General features: G+C 41.8%; 19 protein-coding genes. 2 read left to right on the forward strand and 17 right to left on the reverse strand.

Annotated features, from left to right (window positions below):
* The 3 genes from H5185_RS16935 to hinT form a co-directional block, all read right to left on the reverse strand.
* Nucleotides 1-288 (reverse strand): PaaI family thioesterase (locus H5185_RS16935; RefSeq protein WP_404948467.1); only part of this gene is annotated, 288 nt, incomplete at its 3' end.
* Nucleotides 285-794, reverse strand: coding sequence for a PaaI family thioesterase (locus H5185_RS16940; RefSeq protein ID WP_124015744.1), 510 nt, complete (start codon nucleotides 792-794; stop codon nucleotides 285-287). The genes H5185_RS16935 and H5185_RS16940, both read right to left, overlap by 4 nt.
* Nucleotides 794-1147: a purine nucleoside phosphoramidase gene (gene hinT / locus H5185_RS16945; RefSeq protein ID WP_124015743.1), complete on the reverse strand. Its 354-nt coding sequence runs from the start codon at nucleotides 1145-1147 to the stop codon at nucleotides 794-796. Before hinT ends, H5185_RS16940 begins: the two co-directional genes overlap by 1 nt.
* Nucleotides 1148-1351: 204 nt before the next feature.
* Here hinT and H5185_RS16950 point away from each other — a divergent pair, with 204 nt between their 5' ends.
* Nucleotides 1352-3109: a M61 family metallopeptidase gene (locus H5185_RS16950; protein ID WP_182742686.1), complete on the forward strand. Its 1758-nt coding sequence runs from the start codon at nucleotides 1352-1354 to the stop codon at nucleotides 3107-3109.
* Between the two features lie 85 nt (nucleotides 3110-3194).
* Here the strand turns inward: H5185_RS16950 and H5185_RS16955 are convergent, their stop codons facing one another.
* From H5185_RS16955 to yceD, 12 genes are all read right to left on the reverse strand, one after another.
* Entirely contained in the window at nucleotides 3195-3824 is a 630-nt protein-coding gene (locus H5185_RS16955; RefSeq protein ID WP_124015741.1) for a LuxR C-terminal-related transcriptional regulator, read from the reverse strand.
* A gap of 501 nt (nucleotides 3825-4325) precedes the next feature.
* Nucleotides 4326-4661 carry a tetraheme c-type cytochrome CctA gene (locus H5185_RS16960; protein ID WP_124015740.1) on the reverse strand — a complete coding sequence of 112 codons (336 nt, stop codon included), beginning with the start codon at nucleotides 4659-4661 and terminating at the stop codon, nucleotides 4326-4328.
* Between the two features lie 413 nt (nucleotides 4662-5074).
* Nucleotides 5075-5950 (reverse strand): NAD(P)-dependent oxidoreductase, encoded by an 876-nt coding sequence (locus H5185_RS16965; RefSeq protein ID WP_182742687.1) that lies wholly within the window; start codon nucleotides 5948-5950, stop codon nucleotides 5075-5077.
* Between the two features lie 14 nt (nucleotides 5951-5964).
* Complete coding sequence (locus H5185_RS16970) at nucleotides 5965-6453, reverse strand: acyl-CoA thioesterase (protein WP_124015738.1); 489 nt, start codon at nucleotides 6451-6453, stop codon at nucleotides 5965-5967.
* Between the two features lie 98 nt (nucleotides 6454-6551).
* A complete protein-coding gene (gene fabF / locus H5185_RS16975; protein ID WP_182742688.1) occupies nucleotides 6552-7793 on the reverse strand; it encodes a beta-ketoacyl-ACP synthase II in 1242 nt (413 codons plus the stop codon).
* A gap of 162 nt (nucleotides 7794-7955) precedes the next feature.
* Nucleotides 7956-8189, reverse strand: coding sequence for an acyl carrier protein (gene acpP / locus H5185_RS16980; RefSeq protein ID WP_011496723.1), 234 nt, complete (start codon nucleotides 8187-8189; stop codon nucleotides 7956-7958).
* 163 nt (nucleotides 8190-8352) lie between these two features.
* Complete coding sequence (fabG, locus tag H5185_RS16985; RefSeq protein WP_011636971.1) at nucleotides 8353-9099, reverse strand: 3-oxoacyl-ACP reductase FabG; 747 nt, start codon at nucleotides 9097-9099, stop codon at nucleotides 8353-8355.
* A 10-nt stretch (nucleotides 9100-9109) separates the two neighbouring features.
* The gene (fabD, locus tag H5185_RS16990; RefSeq protein ID WP_182742689.1) at nucleotides 9110-10036 is read right to left on the reverse strand and encodes an ACP S-malonyltransferase; all 927 of its coding nucleotides are present in this window, start codon (nucleotides 10034-10036) and stop codon (nucleotides 9110-9112) included.
* A gap of 32 nt (nucleotides 10037-10068) precedes the next feature.
* The gene (locus H5185_RS16995) at nucleotides 10069-11028 is read right to left on the reverse strand and encodes a beta-ketoacyl-ACP synthase III (RefSeq protein ID WP_124015735.1); all 960 of its coding nucleotides are present in this window, start codon (nucleotides 11026-11028) and stop codon (nucleotides 10069-10071) included.
* A gap of 8 nt (nucleotides 11029-11036) precedes the next feature.
* Nucleotides 11037-12065 (reverse strand): phosphate acyltransferase PlsX, encoded by a 1029-nt coding sequence (gene plsX / locus H5185_RS17000; RefSeq protein WP_182696938.1) that lies wholly within the window; start codon nucleotides 12063-12065, stop codon nucleotides 11037-11039.
* A gap of 15 nt (nucleotides 12066-12080) precedes the next feature.
* Nucleotides 12081-12251 carry a 50S ribosomal protein L32 gene (gene rpmF / locus H5185_RS17005; RefSeq protein ID WP_011636967.1) on the reverse strand — a complete coding sequence of 57 codons (171 nt, stop codon included), beginning with the start codon at nucleotides 12249-12251 and terminating at the stop codon, nucleotides 12081-12083.
* Nucleotides 12252-12269: 18 nt separating this feature from the next.
* On the reverse strand, nucleotides 12270-12794 hold the full coding sequence (gene yceD, locus H5185_RS17010) for a 23S rRNA accumulation protein YceD (RefSeq protein WP_124015733.1): 525 nt from the start codon (nucleotides 12792-12794) through the stop codon (nucleotides 12270-12272).
* A 248-nt stretch (nucleotides 12795-13042) separates the two neighbouring features.
* Here yceD and H5185_RS17015 point away from each other — a divergent pair, with 248 nt between their 5' ends.
* On the forward strand, nucleotides 13043-13699 hold the full coding sequence (locus tag H5185_RS17015) for a nucleoside triphosphate pyrophosphatase (protein WP_182742690.1): 657 nt from the start codon (nucleotides 13043-13045) through the stop codon (nucleotides 13697-13699).
* 146 nt (nucleotides 13700-13845) lie between these two features.
* On the opposite strand, the gene H5185_RS17020 is transcribed toward H5185_RS17015, so the two are convergent.
* Together H5185_RS17020 and rluC are read right to left on the reverse strand one after the other, a co-directional pair.
* Nucleotides 13846-14493 carry an HAD-IA family hydrolase gene (locus tag H5185_RS17020; RefSeq protein ID WP_220494488.1) on the reverse strand — a complete coding sequence of 216 codons (648 nt, stop codon included), beginning with the start codon at nucleotides 14491-14493 and terminating at the stop codon, nucleotides 13846-13848.
* Nucleotides 14494-14524: 31 nt separating this feature from the next.
* On the reverse strand, nucleotides 14525-15394 hold an 870-nt coding region (gene rluC, locus H5185_RS17025), incomplete at its 5' end, for a 23S rRNA pseudouridine(955/2504/2580) synthase RluC (protein WP_182742691.1).

Here is a 15394-nt window from a genome sequence, read left to right on the forward strand (position 1 = left end):
TTTCTTAGCTTGCATAAACACCATTAACTGCACAATAGCTGACATTTCCATAAACCCAGCAAGCACACCACCGTGAATAGCAGGTAATATAGGATTACCAATATTGTCATCTTTAGCGGGTAATTTAAATACCATTTCATCGCCAAAACGCGCCACAGACATACCTATAAATTGTGAGTAAGGTACTTTTTCAAGAAGATAACTATAGTCATTTAACTCTATGGCCCGTTTGACCACATCTTGAACATCTAAACCCGTTTGCGTACTGATATTGCTTGGCTCACTCATGATTTCGTCTCCGGCAAATTACCCATTAATGCTTGCCGAAACGATTCACCAACCATTTCTGGGCTAATGCGCATAAACGATCCCACAGCGTGAGCAATAGGTTCATCAATACTGTCTTGGTAAGCTATCGCGCGGGTAAAAGCCACGCTTGGCGATAATCGATAGCATTCTGCAAACCCATAAACCGATTTATGCGGCTCAGCAGGTTTCATGTAATCGACCCGTAAATCCAGTGTCGGTGACAATTCTAACGATTGATATTTTTTTAAAATTGCACATACCACTGCCGTGCCACAGGCGGTGTCTATTAGGGTGGTAATCACCCCGCCATGGATCACCCCGGTGTCAGGATAACCAATGATGTCTTGGCTGTAAGGTAACTCAATAAGCACGTGATGCTCACTGGCCTCTTGGACAGTAAGCCCTAAACGGCGGCATTGAGCTAACTGATTAACAAATCGACTGGCCACTTCGGTTAACGGAAAAAAATCGCTATTGATTTTCATTAGTCACGACTCAGCATTGGGCCTAACGGCTTACCGCCCAAAAGATGTATATGGATATGATAAACCTCTTGGCCAGCGTGTTTATTACAATTCATAATTAATCGATAACCGTCTTGTGCAATACCGGCTTCATCAGCAAGTTTAGCCGCGACCGTCATCATCCGGCCTAATGCTTGTTCATCAGAGGCCTTAACGTCATTAGTCGTGGCGATTAGATGGTTAGGAATAATCAAAATATGGGTAGGAGCTTGCGGTGCAATATCCCTAAATGCAGTAACTAAATCATCTTGATATAAAATATCCGCTGGAATTTCACGACGAATAATTTTGCTAAATATGGTTTCTTCAGCCATTTTGGGGCCCTCATTAAATAACTGCATTGTTGCTTTTGATAATACTATCAATTCTTTGAACTATCACTCCAGTAAAACCGCTCATTATGGATAATCTTTTGCTCAAAATGGGATTCGTTTGCTTAACGTCGGCATTTTTGGCAGCATTGTCGATTATAGCTCAATCGTTTTGATTGTGACTCGCCTACTTATTCGGAATTCTTTATGCATTACCATATCCATGCGATCGATCCAAAAGCACACTTATTTGAAGTCACGTTAACTGTCTCTGAAGCATCTCCATCACAAGTTTTTTGTTTACCCGCTTGGCTACCCGGTAGCTACATGATCCGCGATTTTGCTAAAAACATAATTGACATTGATGCTAAAGAAAATCAACAACCGCTATCCGTTACTCAATTAGACAAACAAACCTGGCAGTTAAATAATCAGGGTAGCCATATTAGCTTATGCTACCAAATTTATGCTTGGGACTTGTCTGTCCGCACTGCACATTTGGACACTAATCATGGCTTCTTCAATGGCAGTAGTGTGTTTTTAGCCGCCAAAGGGCTGGAATCTCAATCTCATAGAGTCACAATTGCAACACCAGCACTAGCTGAATTATCCCATTGGACCTTGGCCACCAGCATGACTCGAACCACTGGCGAGCAATTCGGCTTTGGTGATTTTAGCGCGGAAAACTATGACGACTTAATCGATCATCCGGTTGAAATGGGCGAGCTAACCATAGAGACATTTTATGTAGCCGGCGTGCCTCACGATATCGTATTAAGTGGTAAGCATAGAGCCAACATGGCTCGCTTAGCCAAAGACCTTAAAGCCATATGCGAATACCAAATCAATTTATTTGGCACGCCAGCTCCTTTTGAACGCTATGTATTTATGACCACTGTTTTAGACAATGGTTTTGGTGGCTTAGAGCATAAAGCCTCAACTGCACTAATGTGTTCACGTAATGATTTACCTCAGTCTTTAGAAGCACCAGTCGATAAAGGTTACCGCACTTATTTGTCACTGTGCAGCCATGAATACTTTCACTCATGGAATGTGAAACGAATTAAACCGGCTGAATTTAGCCCATTTGATTTATCGCAAGAGTCTTACACAGAGCAACTATGGGCATATGAGGGGATTACTTCGTACTATGATGATTTAATTACCTTTAAATCTCAATGTATTGATCAAGCTGCTTACCTTACCTTGCTTAGCCAAATTATGACCCGAGTATATAGAGGTCAAGGTCGTTTTAAGCAAACCCTAAAACAGTCAAGTTTTAATGCTTGGACCAAGTTTTATAAGCAAGATGAAAATGCCGCTAATGCCATTGTCAGCTATTACACCAAAGGGGCACTGTTTGGGTTATTTTTAGATTTAACTCTTCGCATTGAAACCCAGGGGCAAAAAAGTTTAGACGATGTTATGCGTCAGCTTTGGCAACAATACGGCTTAACCGGTGTCGGTACCGATCCGCTTAGCCATCAACGGATTGTTGAAACCATCCTAAAACGTCCATGTGATGATGTATTTGCTTACCTCAATAGCTGTGATGATATACCGCTTGAAGCCTTACTGGCTCAGGTTGGGGTGTCTATGAAGCTTCGAGCAAGCGAAGGTAACACAGATTTAGGTGGCGGTGATGCTAAAGGCTTTAACATTGGCTTTGGTGCTAGAACAAAAGCGGAATCATTGGGCTTAAAAGTGTTGAGCGTCATCCAACACAGTCCGGCCCATCAAGCGGGTCTTAGTGCGGGTGATTTATTAATTGCAGCAGATAATTTACAAGTTACAGCACAATTTGAACAGCAATTGCAAAGCTTGACTGTTGGTGAGCAAATCAGCCTACACTGGTTTAGACGTGATGAACTGATGCAAGGAACCTTGCCAATTAGTGAAGCCGCTTTAGATACTATTTCCCTTAGCATCAAAGATGCATCTAAAACATCATTGTGGCTTGGTTAATCACTCAAAAATAAAAAGAGGTATCTCTGAATACCTCTTTTTATCTTGTGTTTTTTCGCCATATGATTAACCGACAAGAAAGTGCTTATAACCTTACTTCATGCATGTGAGTTTGCGCCCAAGCAATTGCTTGGCCACGACTAGACACACCGATTTTTCTAAAGGCGCGATATAAATGCGTTTTGATGGTTGATTCACTTACAAATAATTGGTTAGCTATGTCTAAATTGGTACTGCCAGTTAGCAAGGTTTGTAGCACTTCACGTTCGCGGATTGTTAACTGCTCATTATCATCATGATTATCATCGTCCACCATAGAACGTAATAAATCCTGCGGTATGACTCTTCGACCTTTCATTATGTCATTTAAACCAATGCTAATTTCTGCAAGGCTGCTATCAGTATAAAACACCCCTATCGTTAAAGGATGAATAAGGAATCGGGTATCAAGCTGCTTAGGGAAATTGATAAACACAGTATGAATAGAGCAATATTCACGTTCAATCAGGCGTTGTAATTGATAGGCTTGTTGTAAATCTATGGTTGATAGGTCAAAAAAAACTATCACAATCGGTTCAACTGCTAACATTTTAGCCATATTGCTAGGCTGGGTTTTAGTTAATTTAACCAAAAACTCTTGTGGCCATCGGCAATCGAGCAAATCGACTAATAACTCAGACCTCGATACTATCATCCAATTTACGACTTTAAACATTTGATACACTCCATGTGATTAAATCAACAGCCTTCAATGCTAAACCTATATTCAAACAAGGTAATACTAACAACCATGGCCTCGTCTGCATATCAGTCAAAAGAATAATGAAAACAATCAAAAATAGACCTTAATACTAGTGATCAGTACTGATTGGCGATTGATTATTGACGTTATCTCATTCTAGTTAACTTGATTGAAGAATGCCTAACTTTAAGCTAATAAAATAAAAATGACGTGACGCTTTTGAGCCATTATCTCCACTAGCCCAGTCAAATTGACACGGCTAAGTCATATAAAAACGTTATTGAGATTACTTACCTAGATGGTTAATGAGCAGAAAAGGTCTATGCCAGGACCACTTTTGATAAGCGTAATTTGATTGGATACTCTTTATTCAGCGACAAGAAGATATTTCTAGCAACAATAACACGGTAACATTCGTCTAATAGAAACAAAAATACCGACAAAATGTCGGTATTTTTTGCCATCAAAGATAGCTTATTTTGCTGTACGACCATCATCATGGCATGTATCACATGTTGGTTTATCACCTACTTTGGCTTCATGTGGTGCATGACAATCTGCGCACATTAAGACACCATCATGTGGCTTATGATTTTCGTCCATTTCGGCTAGTGTGCCATGACAACTTTGACATTGTTCAAATTCATAAGCACCATCAGCAGACGGTTCTTCATTAGCATGACAGTTTTCACAACCACCCATCTCAACGTGAAACTCTGCGAGCGTCTGATCAGCAGCAAATGATGCAGAAGACATCATCATTACCGCAAAACCAGCCGCAAACAATGCGCTTAGTAGTTTATTGTTCACTATTCATTCCTCCAATTTAGCGTATGCCCACATTCTTTTTATCTGACGCGGGTCATCACACTGCAGCACAACACTTTACTTATGGCTTACTCAACAACCTAGTTTATAAATGATTTACCAACGATTTATTAAACAACTTATAAAGTAGTCTAAAATTGATGGGCAATATAAACTTAGTTAATCAATCCACTTTAAGCAAAATTAATTTAGATGGAATGATAATAGCAGCGTTAATACTTTGAATATGTGCGCTACATCATGTAACTCGATGGTTTTTATTCAATAAATTTACTAGCATTAAAAAGACGGACGCAGATAAATGACGATTTACTTATTTATCGTCAATAAAAAAGCCCCGATAAAAATCGGAGCTTTTTACTGTAATAGCACTTTATTACAACAAATTATGAATACTAATCACGCGATTTTTCTAGACGAGCAAGTAAACTAGAGGTATCCCAGCGGTTACCTTTCATGGCCTGAACCTCTGAGTAAAACTGATCAACTAACGCTGCTACGGGTAAATGGCTGCCATTGCGACGAGCTTCATCGAGGGCAATGCCTAAATCTTTACGCATCCAATCAATAGCAAAACCAAAATCGTATTTACCTTGCCACATGGTTTGATAGCGGTTTTCCATCTGCCAACTTTGCGCTGCACCTTTGCTGATGACCTCAATCACTTTCAAGCCATCTAAACCGGCACTTTTAGCAAAATGAAGTCCTTCCGCTAAACCTTGCACCACACCAGCAATACAGATTTGGTTAACCATTTTGGTTAATTGTCCCGCACCGACAGGCCCCAATAGCTCAGCGCAACGACTATACGCTTCAATAACAGGCTTAACTGTATCAAAATGCGCTAGCTCGCCACCCATCATTACCGTTAATACACCATTCTCGGCACCCGCTTGACCACCAGAAACAGGCGCATCTAAAAAAGCGATACTTAGCGGCTCAATATGTGCAGCAATTTCACGGGCAACATCGGCAGAAGCCGTAGTATGGTCAACTAAAATTGCCCCCGCATGCATGCCATGAACGACACCGTGTTCACCTAAGACGACCTGGCGTAAGTCATCATCATTACCCACACAGGTAAAAACAATATCTTGACCTTTAGCTGCATCTTTTGGCGTATCTGCAGCCTTACCACCATGCTGTTCAACCCATTGTTGAGCTTTACTGGCAGTGCGGTTGTACACAGTAACATCATGCCCTTGCTTAACTAAATGTCCCGCCATAGGGTATCCCATAACGCCTAAACCAATAAATGCTACTTTGGCCATATCATCCTCTTTATTTAAACAACTGAAGGTTTAACGTGGGCTTCCATTTCAGCCCCAATACGTTTACGCATATCCATTAATCGCATAGCACTATCACGCAAACGAATATCATCAGCGGTAGTGGGGATCCATTCTGGAACTGAGATAGGATTACCGTCATCATCTACAGCAACCATAATGACAATACAATGGGTGGTTAAATGACGTTCTGACTCTTTAGGGTCACCGGCTTTAACGTCAATAGCAATATGCATCGATGTAGTACCGGTATAAATCACTTTACCAGTCACTTCAACAATATTACCTACGTGAATAGGTTTAACAAAGCGAATACCACCAGCGTAAACCGTAATACAGTATTTACCACTCCATCCTGCGGCTGCGGCATAAGCGGCTAAATCGATCCATTTCATAACCGCACCGCCGTGCACCTTTCCACCAAAATTGACATCTGCAGGCTCAGCCAAAAAACGTAGTGTAAGTTGTCTATCTTTACCGGCCATAAAACCTCCTGATGATCGCAAGATGTACCTATAAATAACGATACACTTTGTGTTATTACAAAAAAAGCGCCAGAGGCGCTTTTTTTAGCTTAACGAAACTAATCGATTTTTTTGAATAATAAAGAACCATTGGTGCCGCCGAAACCAAATGAGTTACATAAAGCATAATCAAATTGATGGCGACGAGATGTATGGGCAACAAAATCTAAGTCACAACCTTCATCTGGATTGTCTAAATTAATCGTTGGTGGAACATGTTGATCGCGCAGCGCAAGCAAAGTGAAAATGGCCTCTACCGCCCCCGCGGCACCTAATAAATGTCCGGTCATTGATTTAGTCGAACTCACCAGCACCTCATAAGCATAAGGGCCAAATACCGACTTTACAGCTGCAGCTTCAGCTTTATCACCCGCATTGGTAGATGTGCCATGTGCATTAATATAGCCCACTTGCTCTTTTTCAATTTGCGCATCATTAATGGCATTAACCATTGCCGCCGCAGCACCCGCACCATCACTAGGTGGCGATGTCATGTGGAATGCATCACCACTCATACCAAAACCAACTAACTCGCCGTAAATTTTAGCTCCGCGGGCTTTAGCTCTTTCATATTCTTCCATCACAATGACACCGGCACCATCACCAATAACAAAGCCATCACGGTCTTTGTCCCAGGGACGACTGGCTGCTTTGGGATCGTCATTGCGAGTAGACAATGCTTTAGCTGCACTAAAACCTGCAACACCTAATGGACTAGTCACATCTTCAGCGCCACCGGCAACCATTACATCGGCATCACCATAAGCAATAGTACGTGCGGCAAAACCGATATTGTGTACACCCGTAGTACAGGCCGTTGTCACTGCAAAGTTAGGACCTGTCATGCCATACATAATCGACAAATGACCCGCTATCATGTTGATAATGGTACTAGGGACAAAAAATGGTGACACTTTGCGCGGGCCACCATTGAGCAAAGCCGAATGACCTTGTTCAATTAACCACATTCCGCCCATACCAGCACCAATCGCGGTACCGATTCGAGCGGGATTCTCTTGGCTCATATCGAGGCCAGAATCTTGCACCGCTTGAATACCCGCAGCCATACCGTACTGGATAAATAAATCCATTTTACGGGCATCTTTTTTGGTTAAGTATTTTTCGACATCAAAATCTTTGACTGAGCCGCTAAAACGAGTGCTATATTCACTCGCATCAAACTTAGTAATAGGAGCAATACCACTGTGACCAGCCAATAAGGCATTCCAAGAAGATTCGACATCATTACCCACAGGAGTCACAAGACCAAGACCTGTGATGACGACACGACGTTTAGACATGATATTCACCTTTAAATAAAATCTGCCACGATGCCATTATTGCGATAAAGCTAAAGAGATATAAGGAAGGGTGTTCTAGTGCAATTAAATGGAACGAGCGTTTACAAATGCTTTAAACAAAAACAGGCGGCATAAATGCCGCCTGTTTTTGTGAATTCTTGATTACTGATTCTTAGAAACGTAATCGATCGCTGCTTGAACAGTAGTGATCTTTTCAGCTTCTTCGTCAGGGATCTCGGTATCAAACTCTTCTTCTAGAGCCATAACCAATTCAACAGTGTCTAGAGAATCAGCGCCTAAATCGTCTACAAAAGAAGCAGCTGATTTAACGTCTTCTTCTTTAACGCCAAGTTGCTCGATGATGATTTTCTTTACACGTTCTTCGATGTTGCTCATTAGTTTTCTTTCCTATTCAAATTACGCACTTGCGTAAGATTGCGAGTAGTTTATTCGAATTAGATAACAATGCAAGCTTAGATTTTGTGGTCTAACCACAAAAAATGACATTGAATTATCACTAACACTGACTCAAATGAAGGTAGTTACCTACCTATCGCTCTTAAACCATGTACATGCCGCCATTCACATGCAATGTTTCGCCTGTGATGTAAGCGGCTGAATCCGAGGCCAAAAACAATACTGCATTGGCAATTTCTTGTGCTTGCCCTAATCGTTCCATCGGAACTTGCGACATGATAGCTTGTTGCTGCTCTACTGTCAGCTCATCTGTCATATCTGTCTGAATAAATCCAGGTGCAATAGCATTCACTGTTATTTGACGAGATGCAACCTCTCTTGCAAGAGATTTTGTAAATCCAATCAAACCCGCTTTAGCCGCCGAGTAATTAACTTGGCCAGCATTACCCATTGTACCCACAACTGATCCAATGCTGATTATACGTCCGAAACGTTTTTTCATCATAGATCGCATTACTGGTTTAGACAATTTAAATAATGATGTCAAATTGGTGTCAATAATATCTTGCCACTCATCATCCTTCATTCGCATCAGTAAATTATCACGAGTAATGCCTGCGTTGTTAATAAGAATATCAACTTCACCGGCTTTTTCTTTGATCTGGCTATATAAATCAGCCACTGACTGGCTATCAGTGACATTTAACACCATCCCGAAGCCTTTGTCACCTAGGTAGGCTTGAATCGCCGCGGCACCTTTTTCACTGGTTGCTGTGCCAATAACCATGGCACCTGCTTGTACTAACGACTCTGCAATTGCGCGGCCAATACCACGGCTAGCACCTGTGACTAATGCAACCTTACCGTCTAAATTAATGCTAAAGCTCATATCAACTCCTTTATTCGACTAATGCTGCGAATGAAGCAACATCATTAACCGCTTGAGCGGATATCGATTTATTAATTCTTTTTGTTAAACCGGTTAATACTTTACCAGGTCCACACTCTACTAATTTTGTAACACCTTGTGTCGCCATAAACTCAACAGTTTCGCTCCACCGTACCGGGCAATACAATTGGCGCACTAACGCATCTTTAATTGCTTGAGCATCGGTTGGCATTGCCACATCAACGTTATTGATTACCTTGATGTTAGGCTCAGAAAATGTCATCTCAATTAAGGCTTTAGCTAATTCATCGGCTGCAGGCTTCATTAATGCACAATGGGACGGTACGCTAACAGGTAGCGCAACTGCCATTTTAGCACCTGCAGCTTTACACGCAGCGGCTGCGCGCTCTACAGCGGCTTTTTCACCCGCTATAACGACTTGCCCTGGACTATTGTAATTCACAGGACTCACCACATCACCTTGCGCCGATTCCGCACATGCAGTGGCAATAGCATCATCAGCAAGTCCAATAATGGCAAACATAGCTCCAGAACCCGCAGGTACAGCTTGTTGCATTAATTTTCCGCGTAGCTCAACCAATTTAACAGCATCGGTAAATTCAATCACCCCGGCACATACTAAAGCAGAATATTCTCCAAGACTATGGCCTGCAAGTATGGAAGGCATAGGCTTGTTAGACGCTAGATATGCCCGCCAAATAGCGACACTTGCGGTGAGTAATGCAGGCTGAGTTTTATCGGTTTCATTTAAGGTTTCAGCTGGGCCATTGGCAACAAGATCCCATAAATCATAACCTAAAGCATCACTCGCCTCGGCAAAGGTTTGGCCAATAATGGCATGAGTTTGAGCCAATTCAGCTAACATCCCTACGGCCTGAGAACCTTGACCAGGGAATACAAAAGCAACATTTTCCATAAACGGTTACCTGTATAAAAATAATTTGAAAATTAAAAACGAATTAATGCACTGCCCCAAGCGAAACCGCCACCGAAGGCTTCCAGCAATAGTAATTGCCCACGCTGAATTCGGCCATCACGAACGGCTTCATCTAATGCAATGGGTACGGAAGCGGCTGAGGTATTACCATGCCTGGCTAAGGTAAGCACCACTTTATCTAAGCTCATGTTCAATTTTTTGGCTGTGGCATTGATAATGCGAAAATTAGCTTGATGTGGTACTAACCAGTCAATTTCAGATTTATCGACATTATTAAGGCGCAGGGTTTCAGTGACGACATTCGATAACTGTGTCACGGCCACTTTAAAGACATCGTTGCCTTTCATCGTCATAAAACCGACCGCTGTAGAACTTTCATTGGCGCGAGGCGGGAAAGAACATTTTAATAAGTCCCCTTGGCTACCATCGGCATAAATATGGGTTGCAATAATACCTGGGGTATCACTGACACCAATAATCGCAGCGCCAGCACCATCACCAAACAAAATCACCGTGGAGCGATCAGAAGGATCACACATCCGCGACAATACATCTGAACCAATGACTAATACTTTTTTAGCAGAACCATTTTTAACAAATTGATCTGCAACGGATAAGGCATAAATAAAACCAGAACATGCAGCTGCAATATCAAAGGCAGGAATATTTTTGACGCCTAATAAGGCTTGAATTTCGCATGCTGCTGCAGGAAATGCGTTTGATGCACTTGTGGTTCCGCAAACAATCATATCAAGATCACTGGCTTCTATCCCAGCCATTTCAAGCGCTTTTAATGCCGCTTGATAACCCATTGTTGAAACCGATTCGTCTGTTGCAGCAATACGCCGCTCAGAGATACCGGTTCGATCAACAATCCATTGGTCACTGGTTTCAACCATTTTTTCAAGATCTTGATTGCTACGAACTTGCACAGGTAGATAGCTACCTGTTCCGAGAATTTTTGTGTGCATATATGAGATCAGCTATTGATGTCTAAAAGAATCGACTCCAAACGATCTTTAATCATTTCAGGAAGACGACGTTTTGCTTCTGTTGCTGCTAAATTTAATGCTTGTAAAAATGCAGCTTCATCCGCGTTACCATGACTCTTTACTACTATTCCGCGCAATCCTATCAGACTTGCACCGTTATAGTGGTCGGGGTTCATCTTACTGAGTACTGCTTGTATGCGAGGAGCGATGAGTTTGGAGAGTAAACGCACAAAAAAACCATCATTTAAGCCGCGTTTTAATTGATGAACTAATAGCTTGGCAATGCCCTCTGAGGTTTTTAAGGTGATGTTGCCGACAAATCCGTCACAAACGATCACATCAACATTACCGGTATAAATTTCATCGCCTTCTACAAAACCAATATAATTAATTTGGTCCGTATGTTGAAGAATTTGGCCAGCCTGTTGGACTTGGTCATTCCCTTTAATCGCTTCAATACCAACGTTCAATAATGCCACTTTCGGCCGGGACTTTTTATGAACAGCTTCACACAATACCGACCCCATAATAGCAAACTGAAATAAAGTCTCGGAATCGCAAGAAACATTGGCGCCTAAATCCAGCAGATAAACAGGCTTGCCTGTCATAGCAGGTAAACAAGATACCAATGCTGGTCTATCAATGCCTGGTAAGGTTTTTAATAATACCTTAGCCATCGCCATCAACGCCCCCGTGTTACCCGCGCTAACGCAGGCAGCTGCTTTTCCATCGCGTACCAGTTCAATAGCAATTTTCATTGAGCTATTTTTACGTGAACGCAAAGCATGAATGGGCCTATCACACATAGTGACAGCTTCAGTGGTATGAATTATTTCAATGCGGGATAAAGTTGTTGGATCAGCTTGAGGGATATATTTTTCTATTTCGGTTTGATTGCCAACCAAAATAATTTTTAGGGATGTATTAAATTTCAATGCCTGCAAGGCTGCAGGCACTGTCACGTGGGGGCCGTGATCGCCCCCCATCGCATCTAACGCAAGCGTCAGATTTGTCATTCAATTAGCAACAAATTACTTGTTGATAACCTTTTTACCGCGGTAAAAACCATCAGCAGTCACGTTGTGACGTAGATGTAATTCACCACTAGTTGCGTCTACTGACAATTGAGCAGTGCTCAATGAATCATGTGAACGACGCATTCCGCGCTTTGAACGTGATTTTTTATTCTGTTGTACAGCCATTGGACCTGTCTCCTACGATTACTTGCTCTTCAGTTTTTCTAACACTGCAAACGGATTTGGACGCTCCTCATGAGCGGGTTCGATCTCGCCTACAACTATATCTTTCGACCCAGACTTACAATTATTATCATCGTGCATCGGGATGATAGGCATAGCGACTATCAATTCATCTTCAATCAATTGATGCAGACGTACTTCACCAATCTCATTACACTCAATTGGGTCATACGCATCCGGGAGCTCATCGATTTCTGCCTCAGTCTTACAAGGACTAAAACAAAAGTCGACCGTAACCTCAGTAGTAAATTGTGTCATGCAACGTTGACATAGCAGAGTGAGCTCCGTCACAGCCTTCCCGCGAAGGTAGACTATCCCCTGTAAATCGACGCCACATTCCAACGACACAACTACGTCGGAACAGTCGCCGGCACATAACTCGCTTAATCGCTTTAGTTGCTTGCCTAAAATGATACCTTCATAACGAAGGCCGCTAGAGGCAGCGCGTATAGGATCAATTGAAACCGGTATCTTTACTGTTTGCATAAGGCGCGCATATTATAGTTTGAAAACGCTGGAGTCAAAGAAAATTTCCGTAAAAATACGGTAACCTCACCTAATAACAAACTTTAGGTACTCTTTAAATCCGGCATTGAATTTGAAAGTTGGCAAATTTTACCGAACCCAACCCAATCACACAAGCATTACTCGAGAAAAATGCTCCATTTGCATAGATGAATACAGTAAACTGACTAATATTCTGTTATTAGCCAACAAATACTGAAACAAATCCAATGGAATTCAATCTTGTACTTGCATCAACCTCACCTTTTCGTCAGCAATTATTAGCTAAATTAATGCTGCCGTTTAACTGTGTTAACCCTAATATTGATGAATCGCCAGCAAAAGATGAAACCGCATTATCTTTAGTCAAACGCTTAGCCGAACAAAAAGCATTCGCAGGCGCCCAACTAATAGAGAACAAATCAGTGCCGCAATTAATTATTGGTTCGGATCAAGTTGCACTGATTAACGGTCAAATTATTGGTAAACCTCACACAGTAGACAATGCGATAGCGCAATTAAGCGCGGCATCAGGTCAAGCTATTACTTTTTATACCGGCCTTGCAGTATTCAATAGTGCCAATCAACAAATGTTATCTTGTGTTGAACCGTTCACGGTTCATTTTAAACATTTATCTGTGGAGCAAATTCGCTACTACATCAATACAGAACAACCATTATATTGTGCCGGAAGTTTCAAATGTGAAGGATTAGGTATAGCTCTGTTTGAGCGTTTAGAAGGTGATGACCCTAACACCCTAATCGGTCTACCATTAATTAAACTGATAGATTTACTCGCTCAGCACGGTGTAGATGTGCTCAGTCAAGCACCAGATGCTCAACCAGCAAATACTGATATCGAATTTAATAAAGGGAGATGGGGATAGATAATGCTGTTTGTACTTGATGTCATAACAAGCGACATAACACAGAAGTAAGCTGAGTATCACACAGAAGCGAATACGATACAGCGTCGGACACACTTATCTTCAATGCTGTAATGCGACTATCATCATAACAGCGTCCATAAAAATTAAAGATAGTCACGAATCGCACAAGGCTGGTCAACAATAGCACGCGGGTTTAATAGATTGAGTCTTGATTCATTATGGGCACCATAACTCACACCTATACTTGCCATGCCAGCATTATTGGCCATGGCTAAGTCGTGAATAGAATCGCCAATCATAATGGCTCTGTCTGCGGTAACATCAAAATGAGCCAATAACGAATACAGCATCTCAGGATGCGGCTTACTTTGTGCGTCATCGGCGCAACGGGTCGCATGAAAATAATCGCCTAACCCTGTGAGAGCTAATACATTATCAAGACCTTGTCGGCCTTTCCCTGTAGCAATAGCTAAATGATAACCCGCATCAAATAGATTACGGATCAGTAATTCGACGCCATCGAATAAAGGCGTAAGTAGCTCACTCGCAAGATGGTGACGTCGATAACAATCAATAATTTGTTGATGGTTTTGATGATCAGCAAATAAAATCGGCATAATTTGGGGTAAAGATAAACCAATGACATCTCTCACTTCCTGCTCGGATGGAATGGGTAACATTAATTCTTGAGCGACATTTTGCATGCAAGACACGATTTTGCCCACAGTGTCCATTAGCGTGCCATCCCAATCAAAAATAACCAGGTCAAAAGCTTTCTCTTTACTGTTCAATATAATGCCCTACTTTATTTGCTGAGTGCCTTTATACTCTTTTCAACTTCTCAAGTGTACTCAGTAGCACTGGGTCTAAAGGCGCTTTAACCTGCATAACTTGATCATTTTCAGGATGAGTAAATTTAAGTTCTGCGGCATGCAAAAACAAACGGTCTAAACCTAAGGCCCGCATACTGTCATCAAATTGCTGCTCACTGTATTTATCATCACAAGCAATAGCATGACCAGCATACTGACAATGCACTCGTATCTGATGGGTTCGTCCTGTAACAGGACTAGCCTTAACTAAAGTACAACCTTGGTAACGCTGCATAATCTTATAGCGGGTTTCAGACTCTTTACCCTCTTTATTGACTCGCACAATGCGTTCGCCCGACTTTAAAGTGATTTTTAACAGTGGTGCTTTAACCACTTTATCACTTGCCTGCCATTCGCCACGCACCAAGGCTAAATAATCTTTTTGCATGGTTTTACTGCGTAATTGTTCATGCAGATGCTTCAAGGCACTGCGTTTTTTAGCCACAAGCAACACACCAGACGTATCTTTATCTAAACGATGTACTAACTCTAAAAATTTTTGCTGTGGACGCAATGAGCGTAAGCCTTCAATCACACCATAATCCACACCACTTCCGCCATGTACTGCAATACCGGCAGGCTTGTTTAGCACAATTAAATGATTATCTTCATGGATGATACGTTCTTCAAGCTGAGACACTCTTGATAAATTAGGCGATGGCGCCTTGCGATTGTCTTTTTCGGCAACACGAACAGGCGGAACCCTAACGATGTCTCCGATTTGTAATTTATATTCTGGCTTGATGCGTTTTTTGTTTACCCGCACTTCGCCTTTGCGCACAATCCGATAGATCATGCTTTTCGGTACGCCTTTTAATTT

Source organism: Shewanella sp. SG44-6, from assembly GCF_014164185.1.
Lineage (GTDB): Bacteria > Pseudomonadota > Gammaproteobacteria > Enterobacterales > Shewanellaceae > Shewanella > Shewanella vesiculosa.